16 protein-coding genes and 3 pseudogenes are annotated in these 20,746 nt (G+C 54.6%); 11 read left to right on the top strand and 8 right to left on the bottom strand.

Annotation, left to right across the window (positions count from 1 at the left end):
- Positions 1–22 precede the first annotated feature (22 nt).
- From OCX61_RS10440 to OCX61_RS10415, 6 genes and pseudogenes are all read left to right on the top strand, one after another.
- Positions 23–3,199 (top strand): efflux RND transporter permease subunit, encoded by a 3,177-nt coding sequence (locus tag OCX61_RS10440; RefSeq protein ID WP_261943708.1) that lies wholly within the window; start codon positions 23–25, stop codon positions 3,197–3,199.
- A 29-nt stretch (positions 3,200–3,228) separates the two neighbouring features.
- Positions 3,229–4,713: an efflux transporter outer membrane subunit gene (locus tag OCX61_RS10435; protein ID WP_261943707.1), complete on the top strand. Its 1,485-nt coding sequence runs from the start codon at positions 3,229–3,231 to the stop codon at positions 4,711–4,713.
- A gap of 130 nt (positions 4,714–4,843) precedes the next feature.
- Positions 4,844–5,257: pseudogene (locus tag OCX61_RS27210) on the top strand (LysR family transcriptional regulator); the annotation flags it as partial.
- A gap of 222 nt (positions 5,258–5,479) precedes the next feature.
- A complete protein-coding gene (locus tag OCX61_RS10425; RefSeq protein ID WP_049818759.1) occupies positions 5,480–5,821 on the top strand; it encodes a DoxX family protein in 342 nt (113 codons plus the stop codon).
- A 765-nt stretch (positions 5,822–6,586) separates the two neighbouring features.
- Positions 6,587–6,733, top strand: a pseudogene (locus OCX61_RS10420) (IS110 family transposase); the annotation flags it as partial.
- Between the two features lie 16 nt (positions 6,734–6,749).
- Positions 6,750–7,046 (top strand): annotated as a pseudogene (locus tag OCX61_RS10415) (IS3 family transposase); the annotation flags it as partial.
- 122 nt (positions 7,047–7,168) lie between these two features.
- On the opposite strand, the gene OCX61_RS10410 reads toward OCX61_RS10415, so the two are convergent.
- From OCX61_RS10410 to OCX61_RS10380, 7 genes are all read right to left on the bottom strand, one after another.
- Complete coding sequence (locus OCX61_RS10410) at positions 7,169–7,846, bottom strand: RraA family protein (protein WP_027907275.1); 678 nt, start codon at positions 7,844–7,846, stop codon at positions 7,169–7,171.
- A gap of 23 nt (positions 7,847–7,869) precedes the next feature.
- A complete protein-coding gene (locus OCX61_RS10405; protein ID WP_261943706.1) occupies positions 7,870–8,934 on the bottom strand; it encodes an amidohydrolase family protein in 1,065 nt (354 codons plus the stop codon).
- Entirely contained in the window at positions 8,934–9,662 is a 729-nt protein-coding gene (locus OCX61_RS10400; protein ID WP_186598568.1) for an amino acid ABC transporter ATP-binding protein, read from the bottom strand. Before OCX61_RS10400 ends, OCX61_RS10405 begins: the two co-directional genes overlap by 1 nt.
- Positions 9,659–10,402 carry an amino acid ABC transporter permease gene (locus OCX61_RS10395; RefSeq protein WP_261943705.1) on the bottom strand — a complete coding sequence of 248 codons (744 nt, stop codon included), beginning with the start codon at positions 10,400–10,402 and terminating at the stop codon, positions 9,659–9,661. The genes OCX61_RS10400 and OCX61_RS10395 overlap by 4 nt, the downstream gene beginning before the upstream one ends.
- A 3-nt stretch (positions 10,403–10,405) precedes the next feature.
- On the bottom strand, positions 10,406–11,107 hold the full coding sequence (locus tag OCX61_RS10390) for an amino acid ABC transporter permease (RefSeq protein ID WP_189684746.1): 702 nt from the start codon (positions 11,105–11,107) through the stop codon (positions 10,406–10,408).
- A 30-nt stretch (positions 11,108–11,137) separates the two neighbouring features.
- Positions 11,138–11,941, bottom strand: coding sequence for a transporter substrate-binding domain-containing protein (locus OCX61_RS10385; protein WP_261943704.1), 804 nt, complete (start codon positions 11,939–11,941; stop codon positions 11,138–11,140).
- A 72-nt stretch (positions 11,942–12,013) separates the two neighbouring features.
- On the bottom strand, positions 12,014–13,216 hold the full coding sequence (locus OCX61_RS10380; RefSeq protein ID WP_027907280.1) for an aminotransferase class I/II-fold pyridoxal phosphate-dependent enzyme: 1,203 nt from the start codon (positions 13,214–13,216) through the stop codon (positions 12,014–12,016).
- Between the two features lie 114 nt (positions 13,217–13,330).
- Here OCX61_RS10380 and OCX61_RS10375 point away from each other — a divergent pair, with 114 nt between their 5' ends.
- Positions 13,331–14,257 (top strand): LysR family transcriptional regulator, encoded by a 927-nt coding sequence (locus tag OCX61_RS10375; RefSeq protein WP_261943703.1) that lies wholly within the window; start codon positions 13,331–13,333, stop codon positions 14,255–14,257.
- On the opposite strand, the gene OCX61_RS10370 is transcribed toward OCX61_RS10375, so the two are convergent.
- The gene (locus tag OCX61_RS10370; protein WP_202883343.1) at positions 14,241–15,482 is read right to left on the bottom strand and encodes an MFS transporter; all 1,242 of its coding nucleotides are present in this window, start codon (positions 15,480–15,482) and stop codon (positions 14,241–14,243) included. The two genes, OCX61_RS10375 and OCX61_RS10370, sit on opposite strands and share 17 nt — an antisense overlap.
- Positions 15,483–16,234: 752 nt before the next feature.
- Between OCX61_RS10370 and OCX61_RS10365 the strand changes: the two genes are divergently transcribed.
- The 4 genes from OCX61_RS10365 to OCX61_RS10350 all read left to right on the top strand — a co-directional run bounded on the left by OCX61_RS10365 (position 16,235) and on the right by OCX61_RS10350 (position 20,606).
- Positions 16,235–17,041: a transporter substrate-binding domain-containing protein gene (locus OCX61_RS10365; protein ID WP_186598564.1), complete on the top strand. Its 807-nt coding sequence runs from the start codon at positions 16,235–16,237 to the stop codon at positions 17,039–17,041.
- Positions 17,042–17,188: 147 nt separating this feature from the next.
- Positions 17,189–18,532: an OprD family outer membrane porin gene (locus OCX61_RS10360; protein ID WP_410011113.1), complete on the top strand. Its 1,344-nt coding sequence runs from the start codon at positions 17,189–17,191 to the stop codon at positions 18,530–18,532.
- A gap of 114 nt (positions 18,533–18,646) precedes the next feature.
- Complete coding sequence (locus OCX61_RS10355; RefSeq protein ID WP_261943702.1) at positions 18,647–19,579, top strand: SMP-30/gluconolactonase/LRE family protein; 933 nt, start codon at positions 18,647–18,649, stop codon at positions 19,577–19,579.
- A 79-nt stretch (positions 19,580–19,658) separates the two neighbouring features.
- Positions 19,659–20,606 carry a LysR substrate-binding domain-containing protein gene (locus OCX61_RS10350; protein ID WP_049818762.1) on the top strand — a complete coding sequence of 316 codons (948 nt, stop codon included), beginning with the start codon at positions 19,659–19,661 and terminating at the stop codon, positions 20,604–20,606.
- Positions 20,607–20,746 lie beyond the last annotated feature (140 nt).

Below are 20,746 nucleotides of genomic sequence, written 5' to 3'. Positions count from 1 at the left end.
TCAAGATTGATGAGGCTTCTCCATGGATTTTTCCAAGTTTTTTATTGAACGACCGATCTTCGCCGCGGTGTTGTCGATCGTGATATTCGCCGCTGGCCTGATTGCCATACCGAGTCTTCCCATCGGTGAGTACCCAGACGTCGTTCCTCCATCTGTCGTCGTACGTGCCACCTACCCTGGCGCCAACCCACAAGTCATAGCCGAAACCGTGGCTACACCGCTGGAAGAGGCGATCACTGGCGTAGAAGGCATGATGTACATGAAGTCTGTCGCCGGCTCGGACGGCGTACTGCTCATGACGGTGACCTTCCGACCGGGCGTGGATGCGGATGACGCCACGGTGCGCGTCCAAAATCGCGTGGCACAAGCGAACGCAAAACTTCCCGAGGATGTACGCCGGCAGGGCGTGACGGTCCAAAAGCAATCTCCCACCTTCCTGATGGTGGTGCATCTGACGTCACCCGATAAAAAGTATGATGCACTGTACCTGCGCAACTACGCGCGCCTTCACGTCAAGGACACGCTGGCTCGCATCCCAGGTGTGGGCGATGTCAACATGCTCGGTGGCGGTGACTATGCGATGCGCGCATGGCTCAACCCGGAAGCCATCGCGGCACGTGGTCTGACCGCGGCTGACGTTGTCGCAGCCATGCGAGAGCAGAACGTGCAGGTGTCGGCCGGTCAGATTGGCGCCGAACCAATGCCGAACAGTGACTTCCTGAGCCTCATCAACGCGAAGGGACGTCTGCGCAGCGAGCAGGAGTTCGGCGATATCGTGCTCAAGGCTGGTCCAAGCGGTGAGCTTGTTCGACTCCGCGACGTTGCGCGACTGGAACTTGGCGCTGGCGATTACACCTTACGCGCCAAGCTTGATCGCAACAACGCGGTGGTGGGCATGGGAATTTTCCAGGCGCCTGGTGCCAATGCGCTGGACATCCGCGATCAGGTGATCGCGACGATGGACAAGATGCAGAAGACATTCCCGGAAGGTGTGAAGTATGAGGCTGTCTATGACACTACCATCTTCGTCCGGGAGTCGATCAGCTCTGTGGTACACACGCTGCTGGAAGCCGTGATCCTGGTCGTGCTGGTGGTGATCCTGTTCCTGCAGACCTGGCGCGCATCGATCATTCCGCTCATCGCCGTTCCAGTATCCATCATCGGTACGTTCGCAGGCCTGCATCTTCTGGGCTTCTCGATCAACACGCTGACGCTGTTTGGCCTGGTACTGGCGATCGGCATCGTGGTTGACGACGCCATTGTGGTGGTAGAGAACGTCGAGCGAAACATCGAAGGCGGACTCAGTCCAGTCGCTGCCGCCCATCAAGCGATGAAGGAAGTCTCCGGGCCGATCGTCGCCATCACGCTCGTCCTGTGTGCAGTGTTCATACCAATGGCGTTCCTTGACGGTGTTACCGGACAGTTCTACAAGCAGTTCGCGGTAACGATCGCAATTGCCACGGCGATATCTGGTCTGAACTCTCTGACTCTCTCCCCTGCACTTGCCGCACGTCTGCTGAAATCCCACGACGCACCCAAGGATGGGCTGACCCGACTGATCGATCGACTCTGCGGTTGGATATTCCGTCCTTTCAACCGCTTCTTCAAATCGAGTTCTGACAGGTACGAGCGCGGAGTTTCAAAAACGCTAGGACGCCGAGGTGCTGTGTTCGTGGTCTACGCCTTGTTGCTTGCAGGTACGGCATTGATCTTCAAGACTGTTCCGGGTGGCTTCATTCCGACCCAGGACAAGATGTATCTCATCGCGGGCGTGAAGCTGCCCGAAGGATCATCGCTCGCACGTACGGACGCCCTATTGAGCAAGGTGGTTGACATTGCACTCGAAACCGATGGGGTTGCGAGTGCCGTCGCTCTGCCTGGTCTGAACGCGCTGCAGATGACCAATACCCCCAATACGGGCATGACGTTTTTGATCCTGAAGCCCTTCGAAGACCGCAAGGGCCGGAGCGCCGCTCAGATCAACGCCGAGATCAATCAGAAGATTGCGGGACTTCAAGAGGGTATTACCTTCTCGATGATGCCCCCTCCTATTCTTGGGCTGGGCAGTGGTGCCGGCTTCTCATTGTTCGTGCAAGATCGCAGAGGCCTGGGGTACGGCGAACTTCAGAATGCTGTGAGCGGGTTCCAAGGTGCTCTGTCGCAGGTGCCGGGGATGGGCTATCCGATCACCAGCTATCAGGCCAACGTTCCGCAGTTCGACGCCGAAGTGGATCGAACCAAAGCCAAGTCGCAAGGCATACCGTTGACTGGGGTGTTCGATACGCTGCAGACGTATCTCGGGTCGTCCTATGTCAATGACTTCAACCAGTTCGGTCGGACATGGCAGGTGATCGCCCAAGCCGATGCGCCTTTCCGCGACAGTATCGAAGACATCGCTCGGCTGCGAACGCGCAACGCTGCGGGCGACATGGTGCCCATCGGATCGGTTGTGAATGTAAAACAGACATTTGGACCGGATCCAGTCTTGCGTTTCAACGGCTACCCGGCCGCAGATCTAGCTGGCGAAGCAGATCCGCGAGTACTCTCCTCAGCGCAGGCGATGGGAACTGTTGCCGGTATGGCGCAGAAAGTCCTACCGCCCGGAATGGAGATCGAGTGGACTGACCTGAGCTATCAGCAGGCCACTCAGGGCAATGCCGCACTGATCGTATTTCCGTTAGCCGTGATGCTCGCCTTCCTTGTTCTGGCAGCGTTGTACGAGAGCTGGACCTTACCTCTTGCCGTGATTTTGATTGTTCCGATGTGCTTGCTCTCGGCACTGTTCGGGGTATGGATTGCTGGTGGAGACAACAACGTGTTCGTTCAAGTGGGGTTGGTTGTTCTGATGGGCCTGGCCTGCAAGAACGCAATCTTGATCGTAGAGTTCGCCCGCGAACTGGAGATGCAAGGCAAGAGCATCATCGACTCAGCGCTTGAGGCGTGCCGTCTGCGTCTGCGACCGATCGTGATGACGTCCATCGCCTTCATCGCCGGCGTGTTGCCACTCGCTCTCTCGGCAGGTGCAGGGGCGGAGGTGCGCGCCGTAACTGGCATCACTGTCTTCGCCGGCATGCTGGGCGTCACTCTCTTCGGCTTGTTCCTGACACCGGTCTTCTACGTGACCCTGCGCAATCTCTCTGGCCGCCAACTGGTTCAGCACGGTCATTCGTCGTTCGACCCGGAGGCTGCTCAATCATGACCTTCACTTACCTCCAAAGACCCCGTCCCATGAAGCAACGCAAGGGTTATAGGACGCGACAAGAGGCGCTGAGGGCGCTCTCGACAGTGACTGCGGCGATCTTGCTAGTGGGCTGCACGGTCGGCCCGAACTATGTCAGGCCTGAATCCCCGAATTTGCATGACTATGCGCGGCAGCTGGACTCAGCCGCCACCTCTTCCTCACAGGCGTCACCCCAAGCGGACCCGAAATTCTGGCGGGTCTTCGACGACCCGATGTTGGATCGACTGATCGACTCTGCCCTGGTGCACAACCACGATCTGCGCATCGCTTTTGCAAATTATCAGCAGGCAAGCGCGCTCCTGCGGGGTGCAAGGTACGACCAGTTCCCGACCATCACTGCGGATGCGCAGGCCGGATCCGCGCGGAACAGCGCCGATCAAGCACCAGGAATGAGCCGATCAGATCGCGATCACGATCAGTATGAAGGCAACATCGGCTTCAGTTGGGAGCTCGACCTGTTCGGCCGGGTCCGCAGGAGCGTTGAGTCTCAGCGCGCTGAGACATCAGCGACAGCAAACGACTTCGCCGGAATGCAAGTTGCGGTCGTGAGTGAGCTGGCACGTACCTACTGGCAACTCCGAGGATGGCAGTCGCAGTTGCGCATTGCGCAGGAAAACTCAACGAATCAGCAGCGCACACTTGAGCTTCTGGAAGCGCGCCACAGTGCTGGTATGGCCACACCCTTTGACGTGGATAGAGGACGCACTCAGCTTGAGACCACGCGGTCGCGCATTCCATCGCTACAAGCACAGGTAGAGGTCGCGACTCATCGCATCGCTGTGCTCGTCGGTGAAGTGCCACAAGTTCTTGCAGATGAGTTGGAGGTCGCAGGCGAGTTGCCCACACCGCCCAAGGGCTTTGTCGTCGCTGCACCTAGCGATCTTTTGCGTCGTCGCCCTGATGTAGCCAGTGCCGAGAGGCGGCTAGCTGCCGCCACCGCTCGCGTGGGGGTGGCGACAGCCGATCTTTTCCCGCGCTTCACCTTGGGAGGCATGTTAGGCACACAGGCATTCAGGGCGGGCTCGTTGTTCGAGCGAGACAGCGAGACTCGTTTGCTGTCCTTGGGCGTCGATGGATCTTTCCTAAACGTCGGCCGTGTACGCGCCCGGATCGCTGCTGCCAATGCTGCGACCGCCGCGGATCTTGCAACCTACGAGCGCACCGTGCTCACTGCGATTGAGGAGACTGAGAACGCGCTGGTGGGAGTCAATCGTACTGAGCAGGAGAGCAGTCACCTGCAGCAGGCGGCTGAAGCAGGTGTTCGCGCAGCTGACATGGCAAGGCTGCGCTTCGATCAGGGCTCGATCGACGTACTTGAGCTATTGGATGCCGAGAATGCGCGGCTCCTTGCACAAGACGCCTACATTCAGAGTCGTGCGCGCAGCACCCTGGCCACCGTAGCTCTGTACAAAGCAATGGCCGGCGGATGGGGGGACTATGTCCCCAACACGAAGATCGCCGGTAGGCAATAGAGGGGGCATGGTCTGTGCCGTTGGGCTCGTACCCACGCCACGCCGGCACAGCGCCTTCAAACTGAAAATCGGGTACGCTGCACATGCTCCGTGTGTGGTGAGAGTTATTGGAGTGAGTCGAGGGAAAAGGATGGAATTACGTCACCTCCGCTGCTTTATTGTTCTGGCCGAGGAATTGCATTTCAGCCGTGCCGCTGACCGTCCGCATATCGAGCAGCCACCGCTGTCACGAACAATCAAAGAACTTGAGGATAGTCTAGGCGTCGTGCTTTTTGATCGAGACCGCAGGGGAACTCGACTGACTGCGGCAGGAGCGGTTTTCCGACAGGACATCTATCGACTGTTCACAGTACTTGAGCAAGCTCGCAAGAATGCGAGAGCGCTCGCCGCAGGATTACAAGGGCGTGTCCGCATCACTGCTTCAGAAAGAGAGTTGAATCAACATATTTCGGCATTTCTTGCCGAATGTCGGGCGGAAGAGCCAGAGATCGAAATTCGCCTGTCGGAAGTAGCTTTAAACGAACAGTTGCGCGACCTTAGGACAGACGGTGCCGGGCTGTAGGCATCAACACTGCACCTGCAAAGTCGAAAGCCTAAGAGTCAGCTTGGCCGGCAATCACCGATGAAATCTTGCGGAAAACATTGTTGATGATCACTTGCACAACTGCTCAGGCTGCCTATAGATGCGGCGAGATCACTTGAACCCGCTTCGACGTCGCGCAATGGCGAATCAGCGAAGCAATCACCAGAACAAAGGAAAGCCCTCATGACATTCAATATTGCAAGCATCCTGACTTGGGTGCTCGTCGCCTTCTTCCTCGTCGGAGGCGTCATCAATGGAATTGCACCCAAAAAGGTGCAGGATGAGTACGCCCGATGGGGGTACCCCGGTTGGTTCCACTATGTCACCGCCGCGAGCGAATTGCTCACAGCACTCTTGCTGATTTTCCCCACCACTAGGATTTCTGGCGCGATTATCGGCGCTGCTGTGATGGCAGGTGCAATTGCTACCGTGCTGCGCCATCGTGAATATGCTCACGCATTCCCACCATCTATCGTCTTGGTGTTAACGGCGGCCTGCGGCTGGCTTGCTTTCAATGCAGCCTAGCTAGCCTTCTGGGCATGGAGTTGCGGCAGCTTCATTGCTTCTTGGCCGTTGTTGAGAAGATTCACTTCACCCTCGAGACAGAGCAGATCCATGAGCACACGCCGGTGAGTTCATGGACCGATTGTACGCCAATGTCGGACTGAATGGCTTTGGCGAAAATACGCAAAATCTGCGAGAGCGTGCTCTGAGTGACCGTAGCACTCGCCCCCTTGCCCCCATGCAAGGAGAACTGGCCAACAGACCAGCAACACCAATCATCATCCCCGAATCAATGTAAGCGTCCGCGCAACTCACCTTGCGTAAGTCAGGCCGGTACCCACATATGCGGCAACAGTTGCCCGATCTCACTGGCCCGCTGTGTCGGCAGAGCGAGACATCTTAAAGAAGGCCGCCGCGTACTTTCCAAGGAGTGCGGCTGAAGTACGCCTTCATCAAAGAGCACTCGACCGATTGGCGACGCAAGCCACAGCAGCAAGTGATGATTCACTCAGACAGTAAGAATGTACTGGCCAGTGTTTCCATATGGTCTGACTCACACAGCGATAGACCGATGATGGATGATCTGGTCGTGGAGTGTCCCGGGTGGCCTGACCCACACTCCGATCGACCCTTGTGTCTTTCCCTGGACCTGTCGACCATCCGGGAACACTGCACGTCAAGGTGACCGCCTTGCCGATACGTGTGACCCAAGAAGGGCCTGACGCCACGTTACTTTACTGTCTTGTCCAGGTGTCCGGTTGGAGCGGTTAAGTTCGTGCTCGGTGAACCCAGGCTTATGTCAGTCGACGTCTCGCAGAGGGACATTCGAAGCTGGAAGCTATCCGCTGCCTAAAGCGCTACATCGCACGGGAGGTCTACGGCATCATCCAGAGGCGAAATAGCATCATCAACCAAAGCGCAGTATCCACTTGACACTTAGAAGGGCGTCCAAGGCAGTCAGTTCAGTAGCTCAGAATGGCAAAGCTTCCTTAAGGCCAACAATGTGATCAGCAGCATGAGCCGACAGGGAAACTGCCATGACAACGCCGTGGCCGAGAGCTTTTTCCAGCTTTTGAAGCGGGAGCGGATCCGGCGAAAAATCTACGGAACGCGTGACGAAGCCCGAAGTGATATTTTCGATTACATCGAGATGTTCTATAACCCAAAACGTCGACAAAGCAGTGATATGCAGCTATCTCCAGTAGAGTATGAGAAACGCTATTTTCTGAGCTTGGAGAGTGTATAGGAAACTTGGGGCGATTCAATACTGCTGAGTGCTCCCCCCTCCTTTCAACGACTGCACACTTAGTAATCACGAAAAAAAAGCGCCCGAAGGCGCTGAGGAAAGTCCGTCAGATCAAAAGTGCATTATTCCTCAAAGAAACAACCCTTGGATCGCAAGGAGTTAACGACCCAATCACGGCTGTTAGTACCATTGGCGATGTCGTCCAGCTGCTTGGTCTCAGCCGCATGTTTTGCGCTGGCCTTTTTCAGGATGCCGGCAGCCTCAGCCAGAGATATTGCTACGAAACCGTCATCATCGCCCACGATGAGGTCGCCTGGTTCGATGACCATACCGTTGATCGCAATCGGTACGTTGATCTCGCCAGGGCCGTCTTTATATGGGCCGCGGTGGGTCACACCAGCAGCAAAGACCGGGAAGCTGCCTTTACGGATCGCTGCAGAATCACGAACGGCACCGTTGATGACAAAACCAGCGACTTTTTTCTTGATCGCATAAGTAATCATCAACTCGCCGGTCAAGGCGTTGGTCAGATCCCCACCAGCATCGACAACGATCACATCGCCTGGCTGTGCGATATCGAGCGCGTAGTGCAGCATCAGGTTGTCACCTGGGCGACACTTTACCGTCAAAGCAGGACCGGCCAGCACTGTACCGTCATGCAACGGTCGAAGGTCGGCACCACCTGCAAACATACGATTGATGGAATCACTGATGTTGGCAACCGGTACTTCACGGAAGGCAGCTACCAGTTCATCCGAAGCAACTTGTTTTCTTTTAAGAACACGAAATCCAGTCGACATATTATCTCCTCGGCCAGTCTGCCTTAGAACTGTTGTTGCGGTTTAGGAAACGATTGAAAGCTGAGCTTGTAAGTATCTATCGCATTCTTACTGAAGAGCAACGTACGCTCATCAGAATTAAAATCGGAAACAAGTCGTTTAAAGCTATTCCACAAGACACTGTACGAGAACATTCCCTTATCAACAGGAAAATTGCTTTCAAACATACAGCGCTCAACACCAAACAGCTCGATCACGGTAAGGATGTATGGCGCCCAATCCATAGCCAAAGTTTCAGACGAAGGCGGTTTTTGTCTGAGATGGTAATCGAAGCCACCGATACTCATGCCCAGGCCGCCCAATTTGACTCGGACATTCGGAAGCTCTGCAAGTCTGGCTAGACTTGCCCGCCACTCGTTGAAAACCAGCCCTCGGTTGTTAGCGTACTCGCGAACGCCCAGTGGCCCCCCGACATGATCCAGTACAATCACCACCTCTGGATTTGCTAGCGCGAGATCCAGAACTTCTGCCAACTGGGTGTGGTACGCCCATACATCGAGCACGAGGCCATAGTCCTTCAACGCGCGAACGCCTTGCCGAAACTTTGAACTGCTCAACAACCCAGCGGGTGGGGGGTTGGGGTTCGAGACAATTTCAGAATCCCTGTGCCATGCCGTCGTGTTCCTCACGCCGCAAAGCCGGGGGCCGGCTCGCTCCTGCATTTCAGCCAACACCCGCCGCACCGCGTCCCCCAGGCTCAAGTCGGCTCCGGCCACGATGCCTGCGCAGAGCCTGGCATGACCGTACAGTCCGCTAGCAGAGAGGGCCGCAATGCCGTTGGCGAACTCAACTTCTCCCACAGTCTTGAATGGGTCCACTCGCCCTTCCTGGAACATCGAACGACACTGAACGTAAACCGACGCAATGATGTTGTGCTTACCGGATGTATCCGCTCGGAGTTCGTCAAATAGGTAACGACCGCTCGGCCGATCCCAAAGGTGGTGATGAGCATCAACGATCGGCAGGTCTGCATCAAGAGCCTCCTCCTGATGCAATGCCAACCATTCCTCCCGAACAGCGATGTGTGGCGAGCGAGCTGCAGTGTTCATCAGTGGGCCCGGATGTCCGAAATGAACTTCGCCGCTCGCGGATGCTTCGGCGCGGTGAAGAAGTCCTCCGGGGTCCCGCGCTCCAACACTGTGCCGGCATCCATGAACCAGATACGATCCGCCACTTCGCGGGCGAAGCCCATCTCGTGGGTGACGCAAATCATGGTCATACCTTCCGATGCCAAGTCCTTCATGACCTGCAGCACCTCCCCTACCATCTCGGGGTCAAGCGCGCTGGTCGGCTCATCAAAAAGCATGACCGGCGGATCCATCGCCAATGCTCGGGCAATCGCGACGCGCTGCTGCTGACCGCCCGAGAGCTGGGGAGGCATGGCGTCGGCCTTGTGCGCAAGACCCACCTTGGCCAGCAACGCCAGGGCTTTGTCCTTAATCTCTTTGCGATCGGCTTTGAGAACCGTCAGCGGGCCGATCATGACGTTATCGAGCACGCTCATGTGCGGGAATAAGTTGAACGACTGGAAGACGAAACCAATGCGGCTACGAATGGCGTTCAACTGCGTTTTGTGAGCATGCACTTCAGAGCCGCAGACTACGATGCTCCCGTCCTGAATCTCTTCCAGGCGATTGACTGTACGAATTAACGTCGACTTGCCAGACCCCGAAGGACCGCAGACCACCACAACCTCCCCTTTCTCGACGGTTTCGGTGATGCTGTTGAGCGCGTGATAATCGCCGTACCACTTGTTTACATTTTTAAATTCGATCATTTCGAGGCCTCCAGGTGCACTGGCGTATCAATATTGTTTTGGGACTGGCGACCTACGCCCGAACGCTTACGGCCGATATAGCCTTCAAGCCACTTGGCCATGCGGCTCAGCGAGAAGCAGAGGACGAAGTAGCATAGAGCTAGCAGGATGTAGACCTGGAACGGTTTGGTGAGCAGTTGGTTGTTGATCTGATAAGCCGCGAACGTAACCTCCTGAGTACCAATGAGGTAGGCCAGTGAGGTATTTTTGGTGATCAGAACAAACTGGTTGAGAATGCTCGGTATCATGTTGAAGAGCGCCTGCGGCAGAATGATCTTTCGCATGCATTGCCAATAGGTCATTCCCAAGGCGCGGGCAGCCTCGGTCTGTCCTTTGTTCACCGAATCGATGCCAGCACGGATCACCTCTCCGAGGTATGCGCCCTCGTAAAGAACAAGCGCTACCACCATGGTGACGAAACCAGAGATGTTGTAGCCAGTTACCAAGGGGACGACAAAGTAGGCCCAGAACACCAGAAGTACCAATGGAACGGCTCGAACCACGTAGGTGTAGGCTGCGGCAACTTGATAAATCGCCTTGATCTTCGAGGTTCGTGCAAGGCCGATGCAGATCGCCAACGGGAACGACACGAGCAAACTGGTCACAGCAAGAACAATGGTAAGCGCCAAACCGCCGAGCGGGCCGTTGGGAAACTGGCCGACCATCAGCATCACGCCATATTCATTAATGATGTCGATCATTTCTCACCTCGACCCTTGAATTTGAATACGGCGCTGCCAGATGCCACCCAATGCCATGATGGTCCAAGAGCCAATCAGGTAAATGATGCTGGCTACCGCATAGGTCTGGAACGTCATGTAGGTCTCGCCCTCAATCTGCCGCGTCATATACATGACTTCCGCAGTACCGATCGCCATCGCCAGCGCGGTAGTCTTGAACAGGCCTAAAGTCTGGTTAACCAGTGCAGGAGCTGCCGCACGGATCGCTTGAGGGATCAGGATCTTGCGCAGTGTCTGGAAGTAGTTGATGCCCAGCGCACGCGCAGCTTCCGTTTGCCCGGTAGGCAGCGAGCGGAAGCCACTTCTGAGATCCTCGGAGATGTAAGCAGCCGCGTTGAGGGTGAGCGACACGATGGCAAAGAACACCTCACCGCCGTGCACGTTAATCCAGTCCTGGGTGGTTTGCGGCAAAAGCTGCGGCACCCCAAAGTACCATACAAACAGCTGAACCAGGCTGGGCACGTTGCGGTGGTATTCAACATACACCGTAACCAGTGAATCACCGATGCGCCCTGGGGTGAGCCGGATCATCATCAAGATGCAACCCAGCAGTAAGGCAGCAATGAGCGAGACCACAAAAAGCTGGGCCGTCAGGGCTATACCTTGTAAGAACAAGTCGAGATAGCTTCCCGTCAGGAGGGAGCTAAATCCAGAGAAGATTGCCATTTATGCGCCTCCAAAAGCCGCAACTGTCAATTAACGAAACTCGGTAACAGCCGTGAGCTTCTTCTCTCTGGCCAGCTTGTATTCCGTTTCTGGACCGTACCAGTGGTCCCAGATGGCCTGCAGCTCTCCTGAATCCTCCATGGCCTTTAGCGCCCCATCTACCGCTGCCGTCAGAGAGGTTTCCCCCTTCTTGATACCGATGCAGCTCGGTTCAAAATGAAGGCTTTGAGCCAGGAAGTGCATACTTTCAGTTCGAGTATGGAATCGAATGGCTGCCGGCTCAGTCATTGCCATCCCTTGAACCTTGTTCTGCTCCAACGCCATGAATGCTCCCGGCGCATCCTCGAAGCCAATTACCTTGGCACCTGGAATCTGCTGCCGCGCGTACAGTTCAGGAGTAGAGCTCTTTATAGCGCTGATTCGTTTGCCATTTAAGTCAGAGAACTCGCTGACGTTGGAGTCTTTTCTGACCAGAATCTTTACGGGAATTTGATAATAAGCCGAGCTGAAGTCGATCTGCGAAGCACGGGCCTCGGTATAACCCAACGCTGCAGCGACCAAGTCAACTCGACCGGTCATGAGACTGGGAATCCGTGCGCTGACGGCTACTCCTTGAATATCAGCTTTCACGCCAAGATGCTTTGCAACGCCTTTGCAGACATCAACATCCAAACCAACCAGCTGACGACTGGTCGGATCCTGGTAACCCAAGGGCACGCTGTCGGTGAGTGTTGCACAGCGAATCGATCCACGTGCCTTGATGTCACTCAAAGCATCGGCGTGTACAACACTCGATGCGATAAGACCAAGAGCGATAAAAATTATACTTTTCATGCGATACCACTCAAAAGTTACGGCAGGTCAAAGCCATTTTGTTTTATTTAATTATTCTGGCCAGCGGAAATCTCACACCAGCTTGCTGCATGCTTCCTTGATCTGCTTACAGCCTTCCTCAATGATCTCAGTCGAGGTAGCGAATGACAGTCGCAGATACGGGGAAAGCCCGTATGCTCCGCCGTCTAGGACTGCGACATTGGCCTCCTCGAGTAGGTAGTTACGAACATCAGTATCAGTCTCCAGGATCTCGCCCGACGGGGTTCGTTTGCCGATCAGTCCACCGCAGTTCGGGTAGGCGTAGAAGGCACCCTCTACCTGGGTGCAGGTTAGACCTGGAACTTCGTTGAGCATTTTGACGACCAGGTCGCGGCGAGCACCGAACACTCGAGCGGCCTCGTCGACGAAAGGCTTGGAATTGGTCAGCGCCTCGATGGCTGCAGCCTGGCTGATAGAGCAGGCGCCGCCGATGCTTTGCGACATGAACTTGTCCATTGCCTTGGTCAAGCTCTGCGGGCCGCCGGCGTAGCCGATACGCCAGCCAGTCATGGCATAAGCCTTAGAGACACCATTGATGATCAGCGTGCGATCACGAAGTTCCGGATACAGGTTAGTGATCGCTACTTGGGAAACACCACCGTAGTTGAAGTGCTCATAGATCTCATCAGTCAACAGCCAGACGTGGTTATGACGTACCAGTACCTCGCCGAGCGCTTTGATTTCTGCCTCGCTGTAGACAGCGCCACTTGGGTTATTTGGCGTGTTCAGCACCAGCCATTTAGTACGCGGGGTAATCGCCGCCTCGAGCTGCTCCGCGGTGAGCTTGAACCCCTGGGTATCCGGGCATTCGACTACCACCGGCACACCGCCGTTGAGCTTAACAATGTCCGGGTACGACACCCAGTAAGGTGCTGGAACAATAACTTCGTCACCGTCGTCCACGGTGCAGGTGAAGGCCGTGAAGATCAGTTGCTTCGCTCCCGACCCAACAACGATCTCTGCCGGATCGAAGTCAAGTCCATTCTCGGACTTGAACTTATTGATGACTGCCAGCTTCATCGGCCGAGTACCAGTGGTCGGTGTATAGCGAGTTTCGCCGCGCAAGGCCGCCGCAAACGCAGCTTCGCTGATATTGCTTGCCGTCACGAAATCCGGTTCACCGACGCAGAAGTCAAGGATTCTTTTGCCCTGAGCTTCAAGCTCAGTCACGCGGGCTTTAGCACTGACGCTTGCAGATGGAGAAAAACGGTTGAGACGTTCAGACAGCGGATACATGACCTTCGACCTTTTTGTGTGCGAGTCACTGGAGCTTAAGGTCCGTCGAGATGGACAAAAAGCGAATTTTTCACCTAGAATAAAATCGCAAAATACGATGAAAGGTTTTTCACTATGATTACTCTCAAGCAGATCGAAGCGCTCTACTGGGTAGCCCGCCTAGGTAGCTTTGAAGCCGCGGCCGATTACCTGAATACAACGCAATCCGCCATATCCAAGCGTATTCAAGACCTCGAGGCACGGTATGGCCAAGCCCTCCTCGATCGAACTCGCCGCAGCTCCCAGCTCACTCCGCTCGGCGAAGAGGTGGTGGAACTCACCACCAAGCTGCTTGGCCAGCGAGACGCCATCGTTCAGCAGCTTGAGCGGCCCGATACGCTCAAACGCAAATTGCGTCTTGGCGTTACCGAGCTCACCGCCTTGACCTGGCTGCCGATCATGGTAAGCGCCCTGCGTGAGCGATACCCTCAAGTTGAAATCATCCCCGAGGTCGATCTCAGCCCGAATCTTCTTGAGCGCCTAAGTAGCAATACAATTGATCTCATCATTATTCCCGACATTTTCCCTGACAACCGATTTGAATCTGAACTTCTAAGCGACGTCGAAAATGCCTGGATGGGCTCACCTACCCTGATTGGGGACAAGCAGATCCAATCCCTTGAAGAACTGGCCGATTTGCCCTTGATTGTCCAAGGCACTACTTCTGGCATGGGAGTGGCGTATGGACAATGGTTCAAACAGCTTGGCCTTCACATTAACAAACCAATCATCTGTAGCAACCTGTTAGCACAGATCGGTCTAGCGGTGTCTGGCCTAGGCATCTCCTACCTGCCGCTACATTACCTAGGCGCACTTTTGGACAGCGGAACGCTCGTTCGCCTCGATGTCCAACCACTTCTACCACGCATCAAATACCGAGCACTGCATCGTAATGATGCCAATGATCTCTTTATGCAGGATCTTTTGGCCATCGCCAAAAAAACTTGCGACTTCGGCTCGTACGTAACTCAGCCACAACCCGTCATCATGACTCGCTCATAGACGACTGCTTGGCTCGAGCGAACTGGAAATAAAGCCCGATCGCCAATATGGCAAGTATTGATCCTTCAACGCCGAAAGTAACCTTCGCACCGTAGTAGCTGGCCAACCAACCAGCCACTAACCCACCAACAGCCTCGAACCCTGAGCGTAACGATATATACAATGAAACGACACGCCCCCGCATGTGATCGGGCGAATAAGTCTGCAATAGAATATTGGAACTCACATTCGTGCAACTGATGCCAAATCCCATCATGCATAATGCTAAAAGGCTGAGGTTAAATTCAGAAAAGCTACTAAGCAGGAACATGCCACCGCAGCTGACGATCAATGCCGCCGCAATGATACGTTTCAAGTGGGAAGTATTACTCAGGGCTGACAAGAGAATCGTAGCTGCCAATGCGCCAAAACCCGCTGCCCCCCACAGCCCGCCTAGTGTTTTAGAATCACCATCCAGCATGTCTTTGGTGACAATAGGCAAAAGCACTGCATAACTGGCTGCCGTAACATTAACTACAACAACCGAGAGCATTAGCACTCGAATAATCGGCGTTGAAAACGAGTAACTCAGCCCTTCCTTGAAGGCGTTCAGCAGCGAGGACTGCACAGCTGGCTGTGGCCGACCTGGAATCAGCACTATGGCGATCAGCGGCGCAATGAATGCCAATGAGTTCAACGCGAAGCATGCCGCCTCTCCAGTCAAGGCTACAAGCAACCCAGCAAGAGGTGGACCGATGAAACGCGAGGCGTTGAATAACATGGCATTCAAAGCTAGACCATTAGGGATGTCATCCTTATGACCGATAAAACCCGAGATCATGGCCTGCCTTAATGGGTTCTCAATAGCGTTGAGCACACCGAGCAGCAGCGACATCAATATGATCACGATAGGTGTGACCAGCTCTAGCGCTGTCAGCACTGCCAGGGTCAACGCTTGAATCGCTAGCAGTGCCAGCACCACAATCAAAAGAAAACGCTTGTTGACCTTATCGGCCCAAGCACCAGCAGCTGGACCGACTATAAGCTGGGGCGCCAACGAACAGAACGTAGCGATACCAAGCAACGTCGCAGAAGACGTCAGGTGATAAACCAACCACGAAAGGCCCACCTGCTGGATCCATTTGCCTAAGTGCGAAAACGCCTGCCCAAAGAAATAGAACCGGAACTCACGGTGGCGCAGGGCACGGATCGGCGTGGGCCACGAGCTGATACTGGTAGATTGCAAATCATATTCCTATCGCAGCAATGCTGCTTGACAACCGTAGGTTCACGCCAGCCCCAAGCTGGGCTCAGGTCACGCCTCGACGCATGGCTGCAGCCAAAGAGCTTGTTCGCATCGGAGCTTGATAGGCTATTCCTAAAATGAGAAGAGGAGCTTCCCTGCGGTCACTAACGATAACGAAGGCCGACGCTTGGATTTTCATGGAGCATGGAATGCATTAACAGGACCAATCATAACCGCGTTATGAAAAATTAAGCAACGCTTGACCGCCCCCTCCTCCTGACTGCCAGCTCAGCCGGACTGGGGAAAACCTGCTACACCGCCGCTGAGCGGCCTGGACGAACTCGTATCATCAGCCCCTGAATAGCTTCCTAGAGCCTGGGACACCTATCCACCCTAGGTAAAACGACAGAAATTGACCTGGCTAGCCAGTGAGAATCTCGTTCTCAACTGTTCGATAAGGCTCGAATGCGCAAAAAGCTCAAGCCGTCTTAGGGGCACGTTGCGGAAAAAATACGATGAATAGAATGGAAAAAAACTCGCTTTTCTTCATTTCAGATGGCTCATAGGCTGCCTCCATCGATGCGACGACAATGCGGACTCCCCGCAATTTTAGGCGTTCGATAGGCTGTAAGGACACTGAGCTCGACCACTCCTAATCTCTGAAAAATATAGAGCCGGGCTGCATGGAGCGAATAACAGAATGCAATACAAATTTTTATAAAAACTGCCCTATCTGTTAACGAGAGACACTCATGAAAAAGATTCCTTTGATCGCTCTGGCATTTGGCTTGATATCCTGCCATGCAATGGCTGACGCACTGCAAGACATTAAAGATCGAGGCACGCTGCGATGCGCAACGCTCACAGACAGCGTGCCCTTGGGCTATCAAGATCCGAAAACTCGAGAAATTGTTGGCCTTGACGTAGATCTATGCAAAAGTTTGGCCAAGCATCTCGGAGTAACTTTAGAACATCAAGGAATCGCAGTAAGCGCCCGAATCCCTACGCTGATTGCCGGGCGCGCCGATGTCGTAGCTGCCGCCCTTGGATACACTAAGGATCGGGCAACCCAAATCGACTTTACTGCTGCGTATTACCAAACCCCCATCAAGATCCTCGTTAAAGATAGCAGTGGAATCAAGTCTTTCGCCGATCTGGCAGGCAAGCGAGTCAGCTCTGTAAAAAGTTCAACTCCAGAATTGTATGCTCGACAACAACTACCCGACTCAAAAGTCATTGGCTTTGAAGATGCGCCCGCGGCTTTTGTAGCACTGGAGCAAGGAAAAGTGCAGGGGCTGGCTATGTCCGAACCTGCGGCAATCCGATTCCACGCGCGTACCTCCGGTATGCATTTCCTAGATCAAAATCTGCATTTCGAGCCCAACTGCCTGGGGGTCAAGAAGGGTGAAACCTCCCTGCTGGCCGCGCTGGACGGCGCTCTCCAAGACATGGAAAAAAGTGGTGAACTTCAGTCCATCTGGGACAAATGGTATGGCGATCACACTGAGTACAAAATGATCCGTCAAAAGAAACTGACCCAGATCGCAGACTTCGAATAAAGCTTTCTCCCCGCCACCACTTGATCGAGCTCCAGCGATCGCTGAAGCTTGTATCACCGAGCACTGACGACCTTTCAGCCACAATACGCGGCTGACCAAATAGTGCCGGCTATAAGAAATGTAACAGGAGCATCAATGAAACTCTCGATTTCAGCGTCGACTGCACTGATGGGCTTTGGCGTATCTGTACTCCTATCGAATAATGCACATGCTGACTTTCTCAAAGACAGTAAGTCAGTCATTAGTTCACGCACCCTTTACTTTGATAGCAACGCCCGTGAGCAAGATGCCGATCAAAGGCAGACAGTGACCGGCCTTAAGCTTGACTTTATTTCCGGTTACACCAATGGCCCCGTTGGGTTCGGCTTGGATCTGCAAGCTGTCGGAGCAGCAACGCTGGGTGGCGGCACGGACAACCATTCGGCCAGCACCGTGAACACCGTCTCCCCAGTCACAACCGACGGCACCCCCGTTGATGCATGGTCCAGTCTGCGAGGGGCGGCGAAAATGCGCATCTCCAAAACAGAAGTCAAGGTGGGCAACAGTTTGCAACCGCAAGTCCCAGTCCTGATGTCCAACGATGGGCGCGTGCTGCCTGCCGCTTACAACGGCACCCTTTTCACCTCGAACGAATTCGATTCGGTGACCCTCAACGCCGGTCGCCTGGACCGCGAGATCGGCCGCGCCTCCAGCAACTGGGCAGGTATCGCAGCGAACGGCGGTACACGCGGTGCGGACGCATTTTGGTATGGCGGCGCGGACTGGCGGATTAACAAGAATCTGCTGGTGCAGTATTACTACGCAAACCTCCAAGATTACTACAAGCAGAACTTCCTGGGACTGGTGCACACATACCCGATTGCCTCTAACCAATCACTCAAAACCGACTTGCGTTTCTTCAATAGCCGGTCGGATGGTCGCAACGGCCAAACCGGCTACCTGTTCAATAATAATAGTGGCTACGCGAAGAACCCAGGCGAAGTCGACAACAACACTTGGTCGGCCATGTTCACCTATGCATTGGGTGCTCATTCATTCCTGCTCGGTCATCAACAGGTCAGTGACGACGGCGGCATGGCATCCGTCAACAATGGCAGCGTCCGAGATGGCCGCGGCCGGCCTGAAGGCGAAGGCGGTTCCAGCTACTACCTGTTCACAGACTCAATGATCAACGCATTTGTAAGAGCTGGCGAGAACACGTCCTTTGGGCAGTATGCCTACGACTTTGCTGGCTTGGGCGTCCCTGGATTGAAAGCATCCGTGACTTATCTGCACGGTGACTCGATCAAGGACGCTACCGGTAACGGCAAGACCTACAAGGAGTGGGAGCGTGATTATCGCCTCGATTACACCATTCAGTCTGGCCCAGCCAAAAACCTTAATTTCTCGCTGCGCCGCGCGAACTACCGGACCGGCGTCCCCGATGCACAAGGCGGTTATGACGTCGACCAAACCCGCTTCTTCGTGAACTACTCGTACACCTTCAACTAGACCTCATCGTCGCGAGCTCGACTCCGTCCACTTTCAGCCGGTGTCGAGCCTCGCTGTTGCAGCTCGTCTAGTACAACTGCACCTTTCCAAGACCAGACGGCAAACGGACACATCATGAGCTTTTACTCGCCACCCGCCCCCATCTCAACGGATCTATTCACCAGTCTGCCGCGGGAGTTCTGGAAGAATGGCGATTCAGATTGGGTTCGAGCCAACAAGCCTGGCAAGAAGGTGACTTCCTTCTTGGAGGGCCCATCTTTTGATCGAGACGGTAATCTGTATGTGACCGACATCCCCTATGGACGAATTTTCAGGATCAACCCAGACGGTGAGTGGTCCTTAGTGGTCGAATATGATGGATGGCCCAATGGCTTGAAGATCCACAAAGATGGCAGGTTGTTTGTAGCAGATTATAAGTACGGCATCCTGGTGATCGACCCTCTCAACGGGAAAGTTGAGCCCTTCCTAACGCATCGCAAAAGTGAAGCTTTCAAAGGGGTCAATGACCTTTTTTTTGATATGTCAGGCAATCTATTTTTCACCGACCAAGGACAGACAGGCATGCATGACCCTTCAGGTCGTGTCTATCGCTATGATGTCGAGAGGCACCGGCTCGAGTGCCTAGTAGATAACTGCCCTAGCCCGAATGGCCTGGTGATGGACCTGAGTGAGAACAACCTTTTCGTGGCCATGACTCGTGGCAATGCAATCTGGAGGATGCCCATTCAGAAAGACGGCACGACCAGCAAAGTAGGCATCTTCACCGCCATGGCAGGCGGCGCATCAGGCGCAGACGGCTTGGCCTTGGACGAACGCGGGAATCTCTATGCATGTGATGCCGGAAATGGCTGTGTTTGGGTTTTCGACCGCGACGCCGTACCACTCTATCGCATAGCATCCTGTACGCCAGGGCGGACAGTGACCAACTTGGCGTTTGGTGGCCCTAACAATAACTTGCTCTTCATCGTTGAGTCTGCAACGGGCCACATCGTTAAGGCCAAAGCGCCTTACCCAGGCAAGTTCATGTTCTCGCATGTAGCAGGCTAATCCCTCTCCAGATCCAGCCCCTCTCTTGCGAGCGGCTCCGCAGCCACACGGAAGACAGGGTCAACGAATGAGGTGAGGCATGATCTCGACTCGACCACTGAACCTTCGGCGGCTGATGTACTTCGTGAAAAGCGTTGAGATTGGCAGCCTCACACAGGCAGCGGAGGTTCTCTACATTGCTCAACCAGCTTTGAGCCAACAGTTGGCCGTGCTCGAGAGCGAACTGAAGCAGACGCTGTTGATTCGTACCAAACGCGGTGTAGCCCCCACCCCGGCCGGAGCCGCCCTCTATAGGCATGCGCTGCTGATCATTCGGCAGTGCGAGCAAGCCCAATCGGAGGTCCACTCGGTTGCCGGGGACATCTCAGGCAAAGTTCGCATCGCTCTGGCCCAAAGCTCGATGGCCGAGCTATTAGCAATGCCATTACTACATCAGATACGCGACCGACATCCTGGAATTGTTTTGGACCTGAACCAGAACTCAGGATTGCGCCAAAGTGAGTTGGTCATGAGCGGCCGTATTGACTTGGCTATTCTGGGCACAAGCCTGTATACCGCCGGCATACCATATGGCATTCGTTTCACCCCGGTCTTTGAAGAACCGCTGTACTACCTCTCGGCGCGAAGGGATATCCCCGAAGGTCCGATCAAACTTGCTGACATCCTTGATGACTACTACATCCTGGCAAACACAGAGCACTTCTTGCGACGCATTGTCGAGGATGCGTTTCAACGCATGAACAGGCAACCGAAGGTGGTTGCCGAAATCTGCAAAACATCGACACTAGGAGAAGCCATCGCTTCCGGCCTCGGCTCATCTGTCCTCCCCCGCTCCGTAGCCATGCATTTACGCTCTGAGATGCCCAGCATCAGCTGTCATCCCATCGAGGCTCCTGTTATCGCACATCTAGCCTTGTGCGAAGCAGAACGCATCCAGCCAACCCAAGCAGTGCAGGCCGCCCGTCAAGTGCTGTTGGAGGTTCTCGAACGACACGTCCACACGATGCGGGATCACCATAAGCAATAATTATATCTGCATAGGCCCGTGATATTTCTTTGCAACGCCTGAACTGTGTACTCTGGAAATGCAGCCAGATAATAAAACCCAAAAACTTACTGACTCTGCATCCGGTTGCATCATCTCTTTACGTCTGCCCTACAAAAACT

The organism is Pseudomonas sp. LRP2-20 (assembly GCF_024349685.1).
GTDB lineage: Bacteria > Pseudomonadota > Gammaproteobacteria > Pseudomonadales > Pseudomonadaceae > Aquipseudomonas.
Note: the sequence above shows the minus strand (reverse complement) of the source record. Positions and strands in the feature narration are given on the sequence as shown.

Excerpts from the sequence above, each read along its gene's own strand:
- OCX61_RS10440 (WP_261943708.1), top strand. The coding sequence starts at position 23 with ATGGATTTTTCCAAGTTTTTTATTGAACGACCGATCTTCGCCGCGGTG.
- OCX61_RS10435 (WP_261943707.1), top strand. The coding sequence starts at position 3,229 with ATGAAGCAACGCAAGGGTTATAGGACGCGACAAGAGGCGCTGAGGGCG.
- OCX61_RS10425 (WP_049818759.1), top strand. The coding sequence starts at position 5,480 with ATGACATTCAATATTGCAAGCATCCTGACTTGGGTGCTCGTCGCCTTC.
- OCX61_RS10410 (WP_027907275.1), bottom strand. The coding sequence starts at position 7,846 with ATGTCGACTGGATTTCGTGTTCTTAAAAGAAAACAAGTTGCTTCGGAT.
- OCX61_RS10405 (WP_261943706.1), bottom strand. The coding sequence starts at position 8,934 with ATGAACACTGCAGCTCGCTCGCCACACATCGCTGTTCGGGAGGAATGG.
- OCX61_RS10400 (WP_186598568.1), bottom strand. The coding sequence starts at position 9,662 with ATGATCGAATTTAAAAATGTAAACAAGTGGTACGGCGATTATCACGCG.
- OCX61_RS10395 (WP_261943705.1), bottom strand. The coding sequence starts at position 10,402 with ATGATCGACATCATTAATGAATATGGCGTGATGCTGATGGTCGGCCAG.
- OCX61_RS10390 (WP_189684746.1), bottom strand. The coding sequence starts at position 11,107 with ATGGCAATCTTCTCTGGATTTAGCTCCCTCCTGACGGGAAGCTATCTC.
- OCX61_RS10385 (WP_261943704.1), bottom strand. The coding sequence starts at position 11,941 with ATGAAAAGTATAATTTTTATCGCTCTTGGTCTTATCGCATCGAGTGTT.
- OCX61_RS10380 (WP_027907280.1), bottom strand. The coding sequence starts at position 13,216 with ATGTATCCGCTGTCTGAACGTCTCAACCGTTTTTCTCCATCTGCAAGC.
- OCX61_RS10375 (WP_261943703.1), top strand. The coding sequence starts at position 13,331 with ATGATTACTCTCAAGCAGATCGAAGCGCTCTACTGGGTAGCCCGCCTA.
- OCX61_RS10365 (WP_186598564.1), top strand. The coding sequence starts at position 16,235 with ATGAAAAAGATTCCTTTGATCGCTCTGGCATTTGGCTTGATATCCTGC.
- OCX61_RS10355 (WP_261943702.1), top strand. The coding sequence starts at position 18,647 with ATGAGCTTTTACTCGCCACCCGCCCCCATCTCAACGGATCTATTCACC.
- OCX61_RS10350 (WP_049818762.1), top strand. The coding sequence starts at position 19,659 with ATGATCTCGACTCGACCACTGAACCTTCGGCGGCTGATGTACTTCGTG.